12 protein-coding genes and 2 pseudogenes are annotated in these 20,654 nt (G+C 39.5%); 4 read left to right on the plus strand and 10 right to left on the minus strand.

The genetic code is table 11. The features are described from left to right. Window positions 1–35: 35 nt before the first annotated feature. From AC1M9M_RS10790 to pilG, 5 genes and pseudogenes are all read right to left on the minus strand, one after another. A complete protein-coding gene (locus AC1M9M_RS10790; protein WP_481596320.1) occupies window positions 36–4,094 on the minus strand; it encodes a hybrid sensor histidine kinase/response regulator in 4,059 nt (1,352 codons plus the stop codon). A gap of 7 nt (window positions 4,095–4,101) precedes the next feature. After that, window positions 4,102–5,226, minus strand: a pseudogene (locus AC1M9M_RS10795) (methyl-accepting chemotaxis protein); the annotation flags it as partial. A 529-nt stretch (window positions 5,227–5,755) separates the two neighbouring features. Further along, window positions 5,756–6,310 carry a chemotaxis protein CheW gene (locus tag AC1M9M_RS10800; RefSeq protein ID WP_481596321.1) on the minus strand — a complete coding sequence of 185 codons (555 nt, stop codon included), beginning with the start codon at window positions 6,308–6,310 and terminating at the stop codon, window positions 5,756–5,758. Beyond that, window positions 6,307–6,681 (minus strand): response regulator, encoded by a 375-nt coding sequence (locus AC1M9M_RS10805; RefSeq protein WP_035269071.1) that lies wholly within the window; start codon window positions 6,679–6,681, stop codon window positions 6,307–6,309. The genes AC1M9M_RS10800 and AC1M9M_RS10805 overlap by 4 nt, the downstream gene beginning before the upstream one ends. Before the next feature lie 18 nt (window positions 6,682–6,699). Next, the gene (gene pilG, locus AC1M9M_RS10810; protein WP_481596322.1) at window positions 6,700–7,086 is read right to left on the minus strand and encodes a twitching motility response regulator PilG; all 387 of its coding nucleotides are present in this window, start codon (window positions 7,084–7,086) and stop codon (window positions 6,700–6,702) included. Between the two features lie 348 nt (window positions 7,087–7,434). Between pilG and AC1M9M_RS10815 the strand changes: the two genes are divergently transcribed. The 4 genes from AC1M9M_RS10815 (at window position 7,435) to AC1M9M_RS10830 (ending at window position 14,093) form a co-directional block, all read left to right on the plus strand. Continuing rightward, window positions 7,435–8,007, plus strand: a complete 573-nt coding sequence (locus tag AC1M9M_RS10815; protein WP_481591663.1) for a hypothetical protein — start codon at window positions 7,435–7,437, stop codon at window positions 8,005–8,007. 34 nt (window positions 8,008–8,041) lie between these two features. After that, window positions 8,042–9,163, plus strand: a complete 1,122-nt coding sequence (locus AC1M9M_RS10820; RefSeq protein ID WP_481596323.1) for an efflux RND transporter periplasmic adaptor subunit — start codon at window positions 8,042–8,044, stop codon at window positions 9,161–9,163. A gap of 15 nt (window positions 9,164–9,178) precedes the next feature. Continuing rightward, window positions 9,179–12,283, plus strand: coding sequence for an efflux RND transporter permease subunit (locus AC1M9M_RS10825; protein ID WP_481596324.1), 3,105 nt, complete (start codon window positions 9,179–9,181; stop codon window positions 12,281–12,283). Between the two features lie 94 nt (window positions 12,284–12,377). Beyond that, a complete protein-coding gene (locus tag AC1M9M_RS10830; RefSeq protein WP_481596325.1) occupies window positions 12,378–14,093 on the plus strand; it encodes a proline--tRNA ligase in 1,716 nt (571 codons plus the stop codon). Between the two features lie 36 nt (window positions 14,094–14,129). On the opposite strand, the gene AC1M9M_RS10835 is transcribed toward AC1M9M_RS10830, so the two are convergent. The 5 genes and pseudogenes from AC1M9M_RS10835 to dcd form a co-directional block, all read right to left on the minus strand. Further along, a complete protein-coding gene (locus AC1M9M_RS10835; protein ID WP_481596326.1) occupies window positions 14,130–15,089 on the minus strand; it encodes a DUF6160 family protein in 960 nt (319 codons plus the stop codon). A 32-nt stretch (window positions 15,090–15,121) separates the two neighbouring features. Then, a complete protein-coding gene (locus AC1M9M_RS10840; protein WP_481596327.1) occupies window positions 15,122–17,590 on the minus strand; it encodes a DUF6160 family protein in 2,469 nt (822 codons plus the stop codon). 25 nt (window positions 17,591–17,615) lie between these two features. Then, window positions 17,616–18,305, minus strand: coding sequence for a hypothetical protein (locus tag AC1M9M_RS10845; RefSeq protein ID WP_481591613.1), 690 nt, complete (start codon window positions 18,303–18,305; stop codon window positions 17,616–17,618). A 106-nt stretch (window positions 18,306–18,411) separates the two neighbouring features. Further along, window positions 18,412–19,821, minus strand: a pseudogene (locus tag AC1M9M_RS10850) (hypothetical protein); the annotation flags it as partial. Window positions 19,822–20,039: 218 nt separating this feature from the next. Further along, complete coding sequence (gene dcd, locus AC1M9M_RS10855; protein WP_004694514.1) at window positions 20,040–20,609, minus strand: dCTP deaminase; 570 nt, start codon at window positions 20,607–20,609, stop codon at window positions 20,040–20,042. Between the last annotated feature and the right edge of the window lie 45 nt (window positions 20,610–20,654).

The raw sequence follows: 20,654 nt of genomic DNA on the forward strand, positions 1-20,654 counted from the left end.
GCGAATGCATCCTTTTTTAATTCGCTTAAAATACTTTAATCCTGTTTTAAAAGCTGATTGATCTGCTCAATCAACACTGCTTCTTGGAAAGGTTTACCCATATAAGCCGATACACCAAGTTCAAGAGCATGTTGTTTATGCTTATCCCCCACTCGTGAAGTGATCATAACCACAGGTAAGTTCTGCAAATGTGGTTGATTTCTCAGCCATTGCATTACTTCAAAACCATCCATTCTTGGCATTTCAACATCAATTAACATTAAGGCAGGTGTTGAATGCTGTAAATATTCAAGTGCTTCAATGCCATCTGTAGCTGTGACAATCTGGTAACCATAACGCTCAAGTAGTTTAGATGTCACTTTTCGAACTGTGACCGAATCATCAACCACTAAAATCGTAGGTGCCTCATTGTCATGTTTTAAATTTGAGAGCTTCGACTCTGGATGTACAGACCAATCCTGCTGAGTGAGATATTGAACCACACGATTTACATTTAAAATTGGGCAAATTTCTCCACTGCCCATAATGGTTACACCGCTGAGATAATCAATTTGATGGATAAGCCTCCCAGTCTGTTTCACAATAATTTGTGAATTAGTTCCTAAGACTTCATCAACGAATAAAGCCACAGGTTGAGACTGGTGCATATTCACCAAAATCACTGGAACTTTTTGGGTTTCTGAATATGGTGAGTTTCTTTTTATATTTTGATTTAACAACACGAAGTCAGCCAAATCGTTTAATTGATAACTTGCTTCATGCACCCTCAACAACTGACTCTGTTGTTTCGCATGATTTAAATCATGTCTATCGATCATTTCAACACGTTGTATTTGATGTAACGGTAAGGCAAAGAATTGATCTGCAACTTTTACCATCAACGCTTCAGTAATAATTGAAGATTTAGGAATTCTGATTTCAAAACAAGTTCCTTGTCCTCTTTCCGAAGTAACATGAACATGCCCACCCAGTGCCTGTATTTCACTTTTTACGACATCTAAACCGACACCACGTCCTGAAACCGTTGTTAATTTTGCAGCAGTGGTAAAGCCTGGTCTAAAAATCAATTGTAATAGTTCAGTTTCAGAATATTCCCGTTCAGTATTGAGCCAACCAAATTCAACAGCTTTTTGCTTAATCTCTTGTGAATCAATTCCTCGACCATCATCCTTGATCAAAATACTCAGCTCATTGTGATGATTCACCAGTGTCAGTTGCATGACTGCTTGTTCAGGTTTATTTAATTTCAACCGCTGTTCTGCTGACTCAATTCCGTGATCAATCGCATTACGCAGAATATGCTCAAGTGAGGTGATCAACTTTTCAAGAATACTACGATCTAATTCGATGTCTGCATGTTCAATCTGTAACTGAACAGATTTATTCAGATTCATCGAAAGTTGCTTGCATAAGCGTTCAAGACGCATTTGTATCGTCTTGAATGGCACGACACGAGTACGCATCAACGAGTGTTGGATGTTGTTTTGTATTCTTGCCTGCTGAATCAATATACTTTCTGCAGACTGAAGCTTTTCGTGCAGAGTGTTTCTGATATCTAACAAGTCTGATGTTGACTCTGATATTGATTTTGAGAGTTGATTAAGTGATGAATATTGATCCATTTCTAAGGGATCAAATCCATGCTCGGCGGAATTATGTGATCTACGTTGTAATAAAATTTGGGATTCTAATTCCCCTTCCATCCGTCTCAATTGTGAAGTAAGGCGCTGAATGGTTTGATCCATTTCTACCAAATTTGACCGATATGATTTTAATTCTACTTCGACTTGCGAACGTTGAATCAAATCCTCCCCAATCAAATTAAGGGTTGCTTCAATTACAGCAGTAGAGACTGAAAGTGTCTCGTTCGCTACGGCAGATTGCACAAACTTTTGCAAATTACCACTCATTGGAGGCGGTAAAACACTCTCCTTAGCGTTAGATGGTTCAGTCTGATGTGAGTTTTGCTGAATGGAAGAAGAGTCAAACTTTGATGAATTATTATGCGTAGTGACTAAATCACTTAAATTGGTTTCAAGGTCCGCTGATAAAGTTGAATGAATACTAAAATCTGAAGACATGTGGTGAGTGATATCATTTTGCATCGAATGTACTAAGTTCAGCTTCGAGTCACCACCCTTAAGATTGAAATGTCCAAGCTCAATTAAACCCTGAATAAGCCTTAATGCCTGTTCTATCGGATAATCAACAGACTCAGTTTTAATGATTTTGACACGCCGTACCAAATCCTGCTGTAAGGCTTTAATCAAAATAATGAAACTTTTTATATCAATGTGTTGCTCTGAAATGAGTTGAAGATATACAGATTCAAGCTCATGGATTAGATTTGCAAAGTAATCTGCTTGCAACATGTATGCACCACCTTTCAACGTGTGCAGTTGCCGCATAATTTTTTGGATACACGTAGCATCTTCTTGATACTCTAACCATGTATTGAACAAGTCTTCGATTTGAGACAAAATTTCTTCCGCTTCCTCGACAAAAAAACCACTTACTTCGCGATCTAAGCCCTGTTTTGCTTTCGCTGAATCTTTGAGTGCGTAATCTATATTGAGTAATGTCAGAATTGTTTCATCTAAGGATCGAGCAGATACTTCGCTCTCCTGCTCTATAGTACCACTACAATTCGATTGATTGGAAAAACTGAAGTATTCATGATTAAGTTGTTTTAAATCATCTAATAGTTGCTGAGAAGCCTCATTATTTTGAGCCAATTGACCTATAGCAAGTTCATCAAATATTTCTAAGAGTTTTTCATGCCCTTGTTGTAAAACTCGGTGGACATTTGAGTAGGCAATTGAATTCGGTTCTCTTGCAATGTTGGAGTGAATTGAACTCAAAATTTCTGAAATTTTTCGAAGGAGATCAAAATCAACTTTAATGGCAAATTTAGCAATTGAACTGAGTTGTTGACTCAGTAAGCTCGAACGTTCAGTAGCACGTGTAGAGCTAACGAGGTTAGAAATACCATCTTGTACAAAGGTATCGATAAGAAAAACATCTTCTACACCCAAATCTACAATTTTCTTGAGTAACTCTTGCGGATCAAGATTTGGATCGTTCTGTGTAATCTGTTCTGAGAAGTCTCTCAATGCGATTAAAAAAGTATGCTCTAATGCCTGAAACTGTTGTTGTCTCGTTACGTTGTCACCTGTTGTTTGCAAGCTTTCTAAGTAATACTGGATTAAATCAATATACTGCGTTGTGAGCGCTTGCAATTCTTTATTGTTGGTATCAAGAAATGGATTACGTTGTATTATTTTTTCGAATGACTGACTCAATACTTCAATTTTCTCAAGTCCAACAATTGCAGAACTCCCCCTGAGAGAATGGACAACACGTGCGAGCGCATCCACCTGAAATTGTTGATTGGATTTATCCAACATATCTTGCAGGGATTTCAATTGTTCTGAAGCTTCAGCATAAAAACTTTGCAGAACCTCGTTATCCCATATTTGAGTATTCTCAATTGTGGCTGCTGCTGAGAGTGAATTTGAGTCATTCAAACAATGACATTCAATCCTGAAATCTAGATCTAGCTGTGTGAGATGAGCGTTGATCGCCAACAAAGGATGCAATGATTGATCTATGATATTTGAATGTTCTAATTGCCGACCTAAAAGCAATAGAGGTTTAACATCTAATTGAATCGCTTGTTTCACTGTTAAACTAGGCACAATGATGTAGCGATATATACGAGAGATCAGCTCAACATACTCAAGGACCAGTTGACTCCATGAACGTTGCTGATCAAGCCTAATATTCAGTATTGTCTCAACGGTCCATGCAAGCTCAGAAACTGAGTTGAATCCAAGCATTCGACCTGAACCCTTTAAGGTATGAAAATTACGGCGCAATGCTTGCCAAATATTTACCTGTTCTAAACCATTCGATAAGACTTGAAGATTTTCTGATATTTCTAGAAGTAATTCCTTAAGCTCTTCAGCAAAGGTGGTAATAAGCTCCTCATCTTCAAAATTTGATTCATCCTGAGGAAGCTGCATATCTATATATGCACGATAGAGTGCTTCTGAAAGATATAATTGTATTTTATTAGGATTATTATTTTTCATGGCTCAATCACTCAGGTAATTTAAAGTTTGCAACTGATTTCCTTAAAGAATCAGCCATTTGAGTGAGTTCTGCTATAGATTGTGCAGTATCTAAGGTTGAAGCATGATTTTCTCGTGTGACATCTTGCACAAGCGACATTGTTTTCGCAATTTGACCCGCAGCAGCTGACTGAACTTTTGAGGATGCTGAAATATTCGCAATCAGTTGAGCCAACTGTTTTGAAATCAACTGAATATCTGCAAGTGCTGCTCCCGCATCTTGAGCAAGTCCAGTCCCCTTAACCACCTCAGAAGTTGTTTGCTCCATAGAGCGAACGGCCTCATGCGTATCTAATTGAATATTTTTTACCAATATCTCAATATGTTTGGTCGCAGCAGTTGAACGTTCAGCTAAACGCTGCACCTCATCAGCAACACTAGCGAAACCTCGTCCAGCATCGCCTGCCATTGCGGCTTGAATGGCTGCATTTAAAGCCAACAGATGCGTTTGCCCTGCAATGTCTTCAATGGTTGCAACAAAGTTTCCAATCTCTTGAGTAGATTCACCCAGCCTTTTAATTTTTTTAGATGTTTCTTGAATCTGCCCTCGTATTTGATCCATTCCATCTATTGATCGTTCAACCACTTCCCCACCCTTCGCTGCGATAAGTACAGCACGCTGAGCAACTTTTGCAGATTGCGCTGCATTTTCATAAACGTGATCAATTGAGTCCGCCATGTCATGAATGGCGAGCGATGTATTTTGGATTTCACGAGCTTGCAGCTCTGAAGATTGCGCCAATTGTGAACTCATGTGCTGAGTTTGATGAATATATTGGGTAACTTGTTGAGAAGCCTGATTAATTCTCATCACCAAATCACGCAAATGATCTATCGCTACATTAATTGAATCCGCGATTGTCCCCGTAAAATCTGCAGAAACCGCAGCATATTTGGTCAAGTCGCCTTCAGCTAAATCCCCAATTTCATCTAAAAGCCGATAAATCGCGGTTTGATTCTTCTTATCTTTATCCACCAGTTCCATTAAACGCAGACGATCTTCTTGGCTTCTCAAAATAAAAAGTTTAATTACAGCAAAGGTGAAGCTCGATAAACTAATCAACAATAAAAGTGACAGTAAAATCAGTAACCACGTAGAACCTGTGCGAATTTCATTGAGGGCTACTTGAATTTTTTGTAACTGAGACTCCGTGATATTGCTTTGAGACTCTAACCACAGTCGATCTACTTCATTTAAAGCTGGACTATAAAAATAAACTGATTTTACATTTTCAAGTTGTGAACTAAAAATAAGCTGAGAGTTTTTGAGAATCTGTAATGTGTAATCTGTAGGATTATCCTCAAACTGTTGAGTCTGAATAATCATCATTTGATTGAGATATTTCAGTTCCCCCACCCCACGACTTTGCTCCACCGTACGTGGGAGATTAAACATAAGAAACAATAAAATCAGAAAAGCACAAACGAGGCTAATAATAGCCATGATTAAATAAGACTTCGTTTGGGCAGATTGCCCAAACAGCTCTGAAAACTGTTCAAGTTTTAACTTAAGTGAAGCTTTCCATCCCTGTGTGTTGGAATCTGAATCATTCACATTCCGACTGGTCTTTTTTAACCGTAAACTCACTCAGCTCCCCCAAAAAACTATTGCTGACTAGACATTAAATTGAATTAGATGTGAACATATGCTTTAGGCGATCATGCTCATATAACTGACTCATCATCAGCACAGCTACAGGTGTTGAATGATCGAGAAAATAACCTTGGCAAAATAATCTATATGGTTCTGCGATCAAATCCGAACCGGCGCTATAGGTATTATTCTTATAATGTTTTACACCGAGGACTTCATCCACAAGTAATCCAACACAGTCTTGCCCCACGTTAAAACATAAAATTTTAACATTAGCGTGTAGTTGTGTGGTTTTACCCAAAGCAAATTGCTTTAGATCTAATACGGTCAGTACTCGACCTCGCAAATTCGCCAAACCTAAATACCACGGCGGCGTAAGTGGTAAAGAAGTAATGCTCAGTAAAGGGCTAACCTCCGCAATATCACCAAGTGGGGTAATAAATTGCTGCTGCTCAACTTTAAAACATACACCAGACCAGAGGTCCTGATTTTGCACATCACGGTACTCATTTACTTGAGCCGAATTAGCATTACTGGCTTGCGTTAACCAGTGTTGTTGATCACTTTCATCTTGAGTGATCATGCTGTGCCTGTATTTAAATATTGCTGAATAACATCAAGTAATCTTGATTCATCTACAGGTTTGATCAGGTAGTCGACCGCGCCTTGTCTTTTGCCCCAAATTCGATCCGTATCCTGATCTTTGGTACTGACAATGACAACTGGAATATGCTTCGTTACATCAGCTCTTGCAATTTGCCGAGTTGCTTGAAATCCATTCACACCAGGCATCACCACATCCATAAGTACAAGATCTGGTTGCTCTGCTTGCGCTAAGGTAACACCATCTGCACCATTGGTTGCTTCTAGCACTTCATAGCCATTTTTGGACAGAATTTCTTTAAATCTAAACATTTCTGTTGGAGAGTCATCTACCACTAAGATACGTGTCATATTTTGTTTTCCCAGTACTTAACGTGAAGCGACAAGTTTACGAATCGCATTCAATAGCTCATCTTTACTGAATGGTTTCGTGAGGTATTCATCAGATCCAATAACTCGTCCTTTTGCCTGATCAAACATACCATCTTTACTGGATAACATGACCACTGGAATATGTTGGAAATTTTGTGAGTTTTTTAACAATGCGCACGTTTGATACCCATCTAAACGCGGCATCATAATATCTACAAAAATAATATCAGGTCGAGTTTCAGCAATTTTAGATAATGCTTCAAATCCATCTACTGCAGTTACAACGTCATATCCTTCACGCTGTAATAAAGTTTCTGCGGTCCGACGAATCGTTTTTGAATCATCAATGACCATCACTTTAATATTTTGCAGATTATCATCCATTGAATGATCCTTCCTGAGATGAGATTTAAAGAAAAATGAAGCGCTTAATTTAGAGAATAACCATTATTTTCTAACATAACATTACATTGATTTTCAATGCAGTTGAGTACTCGCGGAGAGATTGTGTCACAAAGCTTCAGAGAATTTAAGGGTGAATCAGATTAAGCGTAAATTATTTAACGGTTTATATTTATAAATTTACCAGAACCACATAAAATGCTTGTTATTAAAAGCAAAAATTAAAAAATTGAATTGATATCACGGGGGCCGATTCCAATGTTTAATCTTTCGCACAAATCAAGAATTGGGTTAAAGCATCTTCATCATAAAACATTCTTAGTGATCATAATGACATTTGGTTTATGTATCAGTGAAGCAATTGCTAATACCACAGTGACCAAACCGTCTTGGTATCGTTATTATGATAAAAATGGCGTAGCTAATATTAGTAGCTCGGTAACACCCGAGCATATTCGTCATGGTTATGAAGCACTTGACCGTAATATGCAAGTGATTAAAAAAAATCGACCTTATGATGCCGATAAAGAACAGCAACAAAGTGCTGTACGTACGCAACAAGCCAAACAACATGAACAAGATTTACGCTTAAAACGCGCTTACGGTTCTAGTAAAGTGGCTGCGAACAAACGTGATGATATGTTGAAAAACATCAACCAACAAATCACCTTTCAAAAACAACAGTACCAACAACTGGAGCAAGATCGAATATTGTTTAAAAAGCAGGAACAGACCTATATCAAGAAAGGGAACCCTGTCCCTAAAAACTTACAAGATCGAATCACTTATAATGCACAGAATATGAGTAATATCCAAAAAAATATTGAATCTTTACAAACAAACTATCGAAATACTCAGTCACAATACGACAATATTATCAAGCGCTTAAAAACTCTTGAATAAAGAAGAGTTTGTCTGAATGGAAAGGAATTATCACATGCCGAATGCGACTCGACACAGCAGTCAGTTTAAGAAATATCTCGTATTAGGAACGCTGTGTACGAGTTGTCTTTTAGCCGCTTGTCAAAAAAATGACGAAAGTGTACAGCCAACCTCATCTACCCCTCAAAAAATTGAATTAATACAACAGGACTTAGTCAAAGTTGAAAATGGGGTCTCAAATCTGAAATTTGCTTTCACAGGCACCATACGCGCTGTGAATCAAAGTACAATTCAAGCGCAAGTGACTGCCACTGCTAGTCAAGTCTCTGTACAAGTCGGTGAAAGGGTGATTAAAGGACAAGTCTTGGTACGTTTAAATAATCAAGATAATGCAGCCCGACTCGCACAAGCTCGCGCTAATCTTGCTTCTGCACAAGCGCAGGCACAACAAGCTGCAAATATGGTCACTCGAAAAAAACGACTTTATGATCAAGGATTTGTTTCTAAGGTTGAATATGAACAAAGTCAAGTTGAGCATAAAGCTCAACTCGAAACTGTACGAGCTCAGCAAGCAAATGTGGATATCGCACTGAAAGCCGATGCTGATGGATTAATTCGTAGCCCCATTTCTGGCGTGATTACCAAACGTCAAGTTGAACCTGGTCAAACCGTTTCAATGGGTCAAACACTATTTGAAATCGTAGATCCACAAAAATTAGAGATTCAAGCAAAACTCCCTGTCGAATCTCAACATGCGCTCAACATTGGAAACAACATTGAATATAAAATTCAAGGGACTACCCAAAATTATACTGCCAAGTTAACACGCATTTCCCCAATGGCCGATCAAATCAGTCGTCAGGTTGAGTTTTTTGCTCAACCAAATGAATCAATCAATTCACTGAGTATTGGTGCTTTTGTCGAAGGTTTCATTTTAGATGACAAACAAATTCAGGGGCAAAAAGTTCCGCTTGATACTATTCAAGATGCAGATGGCAAACCTTATCTGTGGATCATCCGTGATCAGAAAATTCAGAAAGCCAATATTCGAATTCTGGATCGACAACCCAACGAGAATATTGCAATGATCAGTGGTCTTCAGCCAACGGATTACATCAGTAGAATTAAGTTTAATAATGATGACTTAAATAAAACAGTCTCAATTGCTTCAAAGTAAGACAGGATCTGAACTATGTGGTTAACTCGAATCAGTGTGAAATATCCTGTCTTTACGATCATGATGATGCTATGCCTGATGGTATTGGGCTTATCATCATGGCAACGAATGGGAGTTGAAGAATTCCCTGATGTCGATTTCCCATTTGTGGTCGTGTATACCACTTACCCAGGTGCTTCTCCTGAAACTGTTGAATCTGAAATTACCAAAAAGATGGAAGATCAGATCAATACGATCTCAGGTGTTAAACAAGTGATATCGCAGTCGAGTGAAGGACTCTCTACAATTATCACTGAGTTTAATTTGGATGTTCCTTCAACCGTTGCAGCTCAAGATATTCGAGACAAAATTGCGCCAGTGACAGCTGAATTTCGTGATGAAATTACTGATCCTATTGTTGAGCGCTATGACCCTTCCGCAGGTGCCATCATGTCGGTGGTATTTGAGTCTGAGAATATGTCACTCCGAGAGCTCAGCTCTTATTTAGATCAAAAAATTGTTCCTCAATTGAGAACTGTTCGTGGGGTAGGTACAGTTAACCTGCTAGGTGACTCGCAGCGTCAAATTCGTATTGAAGTTAATCCACAAAAATTACAAAGTCTTGGTGTTGGCGTTGATCAAGTCATTAACACACTAAAAGGCGAAAACATTGAAGTCCCTGGGGGCACACTCAAACAGTCAAATTCAGAGCTGGTCGTTGAAATTAAATCAAGAGTAATTCATCCCCAATCCTTTGGGGATCTCATCGTCGCGAGTAAAAATGGCACGCCAATCTACTTAAAACAAGTAGCTGAAATTTACGACAGCCAAGCTGAACTCGAGTCGAGTGCCTTCATTAACGGTCAAAATGCTGTCGCGTTGGATATTCTCAGAAGCTCTGATTCAAATGTAATTGATGTTGTAGATGCGGCTTATAAAACACTAAACCGTATAGAACAACAACTCCCGAAAGGGACAACATTGAAAGTAGTTGTCGATACATCTCGAGGCATACGAGCAAGTATTGGTGATGTTGCCCGTACAATTATTGAAGGTGGTGTACTTGCGGTTGTCATCGTTCTACTGTTTTTAGGTTCATTTAGATCGACGATTATTACAGGCCTTACCCTGCCAATCGCCTTACTTGGTACATTAACGTTCATTTGGGCTTTTGGTTTTACCATCAATATGATGACTCTTCTTGCCCTGTCTTTAAGTATTGGTCTTCTTATTGATGATGCAATTGTGGTACGTGAAAACATTGTCCGCCATGCTGATATGGGGAAAGATCATGTGACTGCTGCTTTAGATGGAACCAAAGAAATTGGGCTGGCAGTTCTCGCAACCACTTTGACTATTGTTGCGGTGTTCTTACCAGTTGCATTCATGGGCGGTATTATCGGTCGTTTCTTCTACCAATTTGGCGTGACAGTGAGTACCGCCGTACTAATCTCAATGTTTGTCAGTTTTACGCTCGATCCAATGCTCTCAGCTCACTGGGCTGAACGTCATCATCCAAATAAAAAACCGAGCGCATTGAAACGCTTCTTCAATGGGATCTCAAATAAACTTGATTCATTAAATGAAGTGTACGAGAAGCTGCTAAAACTGGCTCTAAGATTCCGCTTTCTAACAATTGTCGTTGCTGTTGCTTCACTGTTTGGCGCGCTCGCGCTATCAAAAATGGTGGGAACAGAGTTTGTACCTGTTCCAGATAAAGGTGAAATTCGGATCAAATTTGAAACGCCCGTAGATGCTTCACTCGAATACTCTCAGGCAAAGTTAAAACAAGTTGAATCTATTATTCGACAGCATCCAGAGGTTAAAGGAACGTACGGCGTTATTAATGGGGTGACTGATCGCGGGAAAAACCACGTAAGCATCCGAGTCAGTTTAAGTCCTCGCCAAGAGCGCTCTCAGACACTGACTGATTTAACCAATGAGTTTCGTGATCGACTACAAACCGTGGCGGGTATTACCCTCACCTCTATAGCTTCAGCGGATGAAACTGTGTCTGGTGGTCAAAAGCCTGTCATGATTTCCATTAAAGGACCTGAGCTAGATGAATTACAAAAAATTTCTGATCGCTTCATGGTGGAAATGGCAAAAATTGATGGTGTCGTGGATTTAGAAAGCTCGCTCAAGGAGCCTAAACCTACCCTTGAAGTGCATGTAAATCGTGTACTGGCAAACGATTTAGGATTATCAGTCAGCCAAATTGCCAATGTTATCCGCCCTCTCCTTGCTGGTGATGATGTAACGACGTGGAAAGACGAAAAAGGTGAAACCTATGATGTCAATTTGCGCCTCTCTGAAGATCAACGTACGCTTCCAAGTGACATCAATAATTTATATTTAAAATCGCAAAAAGTGGATGTGAATAATCAACCGATCTTGGTTCCGCTCTCAAGCGTAACAAGCACACAAGAAAGTTATGGTGCATCTCAAATCAACCGTCGTGATTTAGCACGTGAAGTCATGGTTGAAGCCAATACTTCAGGTCGACCTGCAGGTGATATTGGTCGAGATATTAAAGCATTGCAAGATAACTTCGAGATGCCTGCCGGCTATGGTTTTGAAACACAAGGTGCAAACGCAGATATGGAAGAATCGATTGGGTACGCTGTTACAGCTGTTACACTTTCTATTGTATTTATCTATATTGTTTTAGGCTCTCAATTCAATAGTTTTATTCATCCTGCGGCGATCATGGCCTCATTACCATTGTCATTGGTCGGGGTATTCCTTGCATTATTCTTATTTAACTCAACAATGAATTTATTTTCCATTATTGGCATCATCATGTTAATGGGATTAGTAACCAAGAATGCGATTCTCCTCATTGACTTTATTAAGAAAGCTATTGATCGCGGTGAGACACGTTTTGATGCCATTATTGCTGCAGGTAAAACTCGACTGAGACCCATTCTGATGACCACAAGTGCGATGGTCATGGGTATGGTGCCATTGGCATTAGGCTTGGGTGAAGGAGGTGAACAAAGTGCTCCGATGGCGCATGCTGTCATTGGGGGCGTCATTACCTCTACCCTGCTGACCTTAGTTGTCGTTCCCGTTATCTTTACCTACTTAGATGACTTTAAGAATTTTATGGTACGTCAAACACGAAAATTCATGTCATAATGTAGAGAATTGTCATGAGGTGTCATTCAAAATGCTCACCTCATTTTTTATCGTATAATCTTATGCTTTAACGCTCATTATTAGGACAAATTCCATGCGCGCGAGTCGCTTTTTATTTGCAACGTTAAGAGAAACCCCAAGTGATGCTGAAGTAATCTCTCATCAGCTGATGCTTCGTGCGGGTATGATTCGTAAATTGGCTTCAGGATTATATTCTTGGTTGCCAATGGGCGTACGTGTGTTAAATAAAGTCGAAGCGATTGTTCGCGAAGAAATGGACCGTGCTGGTTCACTACAAGTATTGATGCCTGTGACCCAACCGGCAAGTTTATGGGAAGAATCTGGTCGCTATGTGCAATATGGTCCAGAACTTTTACGCTTTAATGACCGTCACAACAACCCGTTTGTTCTCGGCCCTACACATGAAGAAGTCATTACTGATTTAGCGCGTAACGAACTCAAAAGTTATAAACAATTACCCGCTAATTTCTACCAAGTACAAACTAAATTCCGTGATGAAGTTCGTCCTCGTTTTGGCGTTATGCGCTCTCGTGAATTCGTGATGAAAGATGCTTACTCATTCCATGCAGATCAAGCTTCATTACAAGAAACTTACGACACGATGTACGATGCCTATTGCCGTATTTTTACTCGTTTAGGTTTAGACTTCCGTCCAGTTCAGGCGGATACAGGTTCAATTGGCGGTTCAGGTTCGCATGAATTCCATGTATTGGCATCAAGCGGTGAAGACGATATTGCATTCTCAACTGAATCAGATTATGCAGCCAATATTGAAATGGCTGAAGCGATTCTTGTAGGTGAACGTGCTGCACCAACTCAAGAATTAAAAATTGTTGAAACTCCAAATCAAAAGACTATAGCTGATGTATCTGCTTTCTTAGGTACTGATGCAAAACAGTCTGTCAAAGCTTTGTTGGTACAAGGAGTCGCTGAAGAAGGTAAAACTGCGCCTGTCGTGGCACTGTTCCTTCGTGGTGACCATGAGCTAAACGAAATCAAAGCTGAGAAACATCCGCTGATTGCATCACCACTTGCATTTGCAACTGAAGAACAACTGAGTGCTTTAGGCTTAACCGCTGGTTTTGTTGGTCCTCAAGGTTTAGTCGAAAAAGGGATTAATGTCATCGTTGACCGAGCAGCATCAGTTTTGTCTGATTTTGTTGCAGGTGCAAACGAAGCAAACAAACATGCGACGGGTGTGAACTGGGAGCGTGATGCTCAATTCACTGAAGTTTATGATCTTCGCAATGTTGTTGAGGGTGATCCATCTCCAGATGGTAAAGGTGTACTTCAAATTAAACGTGGTATTGAAGTTGGTCATATTTTCCAATTAGGTCAAAAATACTCTGAAGCTCTGGGCTGCAAAGTATTAGGTAAGGATGGTAAACCATTCACTGTAACAATGGGTTGTTATGGAATTGGGGTGACTCGCGTCGTCGCGGCTGCCATTGAACAAAATTACGATGAAAAAGGAATTATTTGGCCTGCTGCTATTGCACCTTTCCATGTCGCAATCGTTCCGATGAATGCTCATAAATCACCTCGTACTGTAGAGGCTGCTGAAGCACTTTATACAGAACTTCAAGCTGCTGGTTATGACGTGCTTTTAGATGACCGTGAAGAACGACCAGGCGTTAAATTCTCCGATATCGAAATTACAGGTATTCCGCACCGTATTGTTATCGGTGAAAAAGGTTTAGATGCTGGTACTTTTGAGTACAAAGGTCGTTCTGATACTGAATCAAGCAACCTGAGTAAAGAAGAAATACTCGCTAAAATCGCCCAATAATTTGAGCATAAAAAATCCCGCTATTCGCGGGATTTTTTATAGACCGTTGATATTCACTTTCAAATCTTTCACAGATGTACCAATAGCCCCAAAGCTCCCCATTGAGCCATTCTCTAAACCATTAAAGACCGTCGGACTACTCGCCCCCTCACGTCCCAACATCACATTGTTGAGACCAACATTCATTTTACTAGATTGTCCTGTATTTCCGATGTAGATACCTAAAGGTGCAACACCTGCATGGAAACCAGATAATGAAAAGCCATTGTTTTGATCAGTAGCTTTAGCCTGAAAATCGAATTTTGCAGAAGAATTACCAGATACAAATGCAATAGGACAGCCTGAGCCTGTGCCACAGATTGATTGAATTGCGCCTCCAAACTGGACCATGTAGCCTTGTGGCACATTGCCTAATTGAACATTGATTTGAGGACGTTGGGATTGATTTAATGTAATTTCAAAGTTTCGATCAGTACTGCCTATTTCTAAAATTTTAGCGACGCCAGGCACCAATTGCTTCAGATCATTATAAATCGATTTAGTTTGCGTAGTACTAGACACCTGATTACTGCTGGTGATATAGAGTGCGAATGGACTCAATTTAAACCCAGTAATTTGCTCCGCAAAAGTGATACCTATATTGGCATATGGCGTGCCATTGCCTCCGTCTGTATCAATTTTTGCATTGATTGTAGACGAACCAGGGGTATGACCTAAAAATTGAACCTGAATTGGATTACCAGTTGGACCTGCGACCACTAAGCCAGCAGCTTGTGAATAATTTTTTCCTAATATTGGATCTTTAATTCCGTCTTGATCAATGATCGCAGCCTGTGTGAACTGGATCTTATCCATTCCAATACCAATGCTGATCCCATCTTGACCAGTAGTAGATGAAAGAGACTGATCATCTAATGGTTGCATAGCAAAACACGGGAATCCCACCGCAGTGGTCAAAATAAGCAAACTGAATCGTTTTGTTTTTATCATATTCATGAGTCTATCCCTCAACTTTCCATATTTACTTATTAATTTCGAGGTGTAATGCGCAATTCACTATTCAAGCGACCGCCAGTAATAGCCAATTCGCCTAAACGAGCGCCAGCACCTACAGTTGGAGGATAGAAGTTGATGTCTCTTGCTCTAAAAACACCCGAAGTTGTCTTTTGAGGATTGAACATCAAGGCAGCATTCACACCTAATTGTCCCGCACCATTTTGATCTTTACTAACAACCAATGCATTATTAAATGCAATTTTACCTGTCAAACGGTCTAAACCAAGTGTTGAACCATTATGAGGATCGGTAATTTGGAAGGTGTTATTGTCACCTTTCAGCTCTAATTCACCTACAAAAGTTAAGTTCTGACCATCTTCAGCAGCATTATTTGGAATTAAAGAAAAATCAACATCACCACCAAGACGTGATTTCACCACAAACATCACATCATCAGCTAAAGCAAAATTGTTGTCTGGTGATGAACTTCGCGTAGCACATCCTGCTGCTCCACTATTTAATTTACAGGTTTTATAAATGGTACCTGGCAGATATCCCGCAGCAACTTCTGTTGATAGAACAATCAACATATCGCGCAAGCTGACATTTACACTACCATTTTCTACGCCCATATTTCCTGTACCCTTCGCGTACAGATCAATATTACGTAAACCCATATAGTAATCTGTTGGTGTTGCCGTATCTCCACTGCCTACCTTACCTCCATCAACCACTAAAATTGACGTGGTTTTATTACCTAGCGCTTGACCATTAGCTCGGTCTACCCCAGAGGTACTCATTGCAAAAGACAAACCAATTCTTGAGGTATTACCCGTTGTAGCAATCATGTTTTTAACAACATCGGAGCCTGCTAAAGTGTAATAAAAAGCTTGATCTGCACGAACTGATGTTCCATATAGAGCAAGATTGGCATTCAGATTATAAAAAGGCAGTGCCAAACCCCACTCATTTTTAACATTTGTATTCGCAAACAAGTTAGCTGCTGGTGTTCCTGCACTATTGGTAAAACGTCCACGGCGGGAAATAGACTGAAATTCAGCACCACGAATCGCAGCAATCAAGCTGTATGGATTATCACCTGTTACTGCATTATGAATTTGGTGCTGATAATCAGTTGCTAAGGTTAAATAACTTCCATTACCAAAACGACTTTTTTGGAACACTTCGTTTTCAGGTAAGCGCAGTGTTTTTGTATCGGCTAAATTGAGATACACATTACCGCTGTCAAAAGATGCTCGAGTATTTGGTCTTAACCCTGTTAAGTTACTAAACTCAAAACCGTATGCATTTAGACCTGCCCCACCAATTTCTAAAGTCGTTGCTTGTCCATCACTTCCGAGCATTGAATCATTGTCTTTGGTAAAGTCAGCTTTCATACGGAATCCGATTCCAGAATCACCAATTACACTATTACTAGATGAAGCCGTTGGACTATTGGCATTTCCTAGAACACTTTCATTGCCTTTTGTACCACGAAATTGCAACGATGAATTGACCATTCGCCCGCTGGCACCTACACGTATGAGACCTTTAGCTCCTTGAGGATTATTCGTATTGCTATTTAAAGCATATGGGTCATTTGAACTCACGTTCTTATTCAACATTACTTCAATATTTAGACCTGAGTTTGTTGTTTCACCCTCAGCACCTGACTTACCATTGCCATAGGTTCCTGTGTTAATAAATCCTGCTTTTTTTGAAGCCGAATTTGCAACACGGTTTAAATCCACATAACCCAAATTATCATTAGGCGTACTACTCATACCGGCAACATTATCTGTCGACCCTGTACGTGTATTCGACTGCATTCTCAATCCCTCAACTTCATCCACAAACATGGCACCACGTGCTTTGAAGTTGAAATTGAAGTTGTTTAAAACAAGTTGGTTGAGTTGGTTTCGTGCGTCAGTCTGCCCTAAATAGATATTGGCATTTTTAATCCCTAGTGCGATTTCGCTAAGATTCTCTTTGCTGAATAATCCGTGAATCGTTCTAAGTGATAAATCAGTATTCGAAGTAGTTTGTAAAGCCAATTGACCCATTGAAAAACTACAACGGCTTGAACTCTCGTTATCACAAATTCTGAGATTATTCATAGTCACTAAAGCAGGTGTCACACTGGCATTGAAGTCTAAACCTGCTTGGTTCGCATTGCTTCCAGCATTAATTTTAATATCTGCCCCTAATGTTTGATTAGAGACATTACTTTTTCGAATAGAGACATTATCTGCTGTTGCCTGCAATGTATTATTGGTTGCTCCACTACTGCTACGACCAGCTTGATCTTGCCAATAGACCTGATCCATGTTGGCTTCAGTCAATGTTGTCGAGATATGCACACCATCTTGACCATTTACATTTCGCAAAGCTTCATCATGCATCACTTCTAAAGCCATGGCATGACCACTTGCAAGCAAGATACTCAGGCTTAATGCATTCATAACCAACAATGAGCTGTGATTATATTTTTTATTGTTCATCACATTTCCTTATGCATGTTTAATTTCAACAACGCTGGTGACTGCCGTCACAACCAAACATCATGACTTTACCCTGAACAGCTAAATTACCATTCATTTTTAAACCCATAAAACCAGTTTCTCGCCCATGGTCATATGCAGAACGAGGAGCATTAGATGAATCATAACGTGTCACTTGCAGGTAACCATAGTCAGCAGGACTTGTTCCTACACCCTCAGTGGTGGCATTACTGGTAAATTTATCCTGACCAAAAGCCAAAGCATCAAAACCAAAATTACGAATTTGAATTGGCTTAGATGCATCAAAGCTCAGTTGCATCGCTGCTTTAAGCTGATCAGTACCAGAATCATTTTTATAGCTGAGATCTACACCATCCAAGCCAATCTTTTGAATATTTAGAGTGCCCTGAATCCCTTTAAAAACAAGCCATAATTTAAAACCATCCGTACTACTTGCTTGACCATCTTTGATATAGCGATTATTGACAGCAAGTGCGAGACGACAATATTCCACATCCTTACACAGTGCATCATCAAACACATAACGTTGAACATTATTCTCAGTCACTAACTTTTGGTTTAAAGAAAGTTTTAATGAGAGATCAGCTCCAGCTTGTCCTTCAACATTTTTTAAAGCTTCATCTGACATGGGCTCAAGAGCATAAGTCATTGATGCTATAACAATGAATAGGACAGCGACTAATGAATTTTTCATGAATGCTCTCCTATAATCCTTTTGTGGTGATTTTCATATGCTGAATAAGAACACCATCAACGACCGCAGAACCCATATTTTTAAAATTTGATGCTGGCAATGCGGCATTAGGCGTTTGGGGAATTGGATTGACTGCACCAAAACTTATACCTACTGCATCTGATCCTTTATAAGCACTTAAAGTATTATTCGCAGCGTTATAAGAAGTACTTCCAATAGTGATACTGCTATGTGTTGCATTCGTCCCTTGATAGCCATTCAAACCATTGTTACCACATTTATAAAAGTTACAGGTTGAGCCCGCATATTCTGTCGAGTTTGGATTGCTATAATCTGTGTATATTTTTTTATAAATTTCAGGTTTATTTGGAATACGCGTGAGTTCCAAACTAAAGTTTTTACCATCAGAGCCTAGAATCAAAGGCTGATAGAGTGAACCCAATACGATATTGGCATTCAAATTATGAATAAAGATACCCTCATTGGCATCAAATACTGGTGCCAGAGTATTGTTGATGGCAGGGGTTTGTAAATTAGGAGTGTCTGATGTTTCACGCGTACTCAGTCTAAGAATATTGGCTGTTTTATTCCCCGTCGTCAGATTTTGACCATCACCTGAGTTCAAACGCACAAGTCCAGCAACACCCAAGGTGTTGTTATAAAATGCACTCATGCCTGCTTGGTTACTTGCACCATTTAAAGTTTGAAAGATTTTTATATTACTTCCATTAATGGAAAAATTATTCCAAATGGCCTGTAAACGAAGTCGATTAGCACGATCCGCATTACTCGTTCCTGCTTTTTCACCCAATTGGTAAAGTAGTGGATCCCCTTCTTTACGAGATGGATCAAGCACAAAAGCATCCGCCCACATGGCCATCTTCAATCTGTAAGCATCAAGACCATTGGCTGCATCCGTAGGACGAACTGTGTCCATTAATGGAGCTTCAAGCGTCAAGAATGGAACCTGACAGCTAGGATCATTACTTATACATGTTTTATTTAAATCAAAATTTGGAACCTGATTTTCAGTACCGACTCGAAGTAGCCATGGATTGGTTGCTGTTCCCCATGATCCTATACGTGCATCTTTATCTGTCGCAGCTAAGCGCGTATTGTGATTATTATCAGATTTAGATAATGCGAGACCATACACGAACAAATCAGCCTTACCCACGGAATGATCTTCTGACCCTACTGTTCCATTCTTATTGGTATCCAATGCCGCATCTGTTAAAGGACCCACTGGAATGAGATGAATATATCCAGTATCTTTTTGGCGATTCATTAAATCTGCCGCAGTTGAATTTTCCCCTTGAAAAACAAAATAAGCATCTTGAGGAATCATGGCGACACCCTCACCAGTCGTCGCACTTAAATTTTCATCCGAAAGAGGCTGCAATGCATAGACCGAAACCGTAGTAAGCGTCATTAAACTTGCAAGTAAAGTCTGATTAAATATGTTCGTATAATTAAGTGCCATCTCGACCTTCCCGTATACGATGCCTTGCACCATATTTATATTTTTAATTGTTCAGAGAAGAATTCCATGCTTCTCTTTTAATATTAAGATTACATCACAGTTTATAGTATATAAATGAAGTAGAATTTGCAAAAAATTGAGATTGGGTTGGCATTTTTTCCGATAAATGAATAAACTCAATTTTTCAGACACTTATAAAAAAAGCAAACTCATTGAGTTTGCTTTTTGCATGAAGTCTTACAATTCAATACTTAGGTTTTAGGTAAAGTTACACCTGTTTGACCTTGGTATTTTCCACCACGATCTTTATAAGATGTTTCACACACTTCATCAGACTCAAAGAACAACATTTGAGCAACACCTTCACCAGCATAAATACGTGCAGGTAAATTGGTTGTATTTGAAAATTCCAAGGTCACATGACCTTCCCACTCTGGCTCAAGTGGCGTCACGTTTACAATAATACCGCAACGTGCATAGGTTGATTTACCTAAACACACCGTCAAGACATTACGTGGGATACGGAAGTATTCTACTGTACGAGCAAGCGCAAATGAGTTAGGTGGAATAATACACACGTCAGCTTCGATATCGATAAAACTTTTATCATCGAAATTTTTTGGGTCAACAATAGCAGAGTGAACGTTTGTGAACACTTTGAACTCACGCGCACAACGAACATCATAACCATAGCTTGAAACGCCATATGAAATGAGTTTTTGACCATTTTCGTCTAGACGAACTTGGTTTTCTGCATACGGTTCAATCATGCCGTGTTTTTCGCTCATTTCGCGAATCCAACGATCAGACTTAATTGCCATTTATTTATTCCCAGAATACATATTCAATTACTGCGCTGTACTTTA

The sequence above is a fragment of the Acinetobacter sp. ANC_7503 genome (assembly GCF_056780035.1).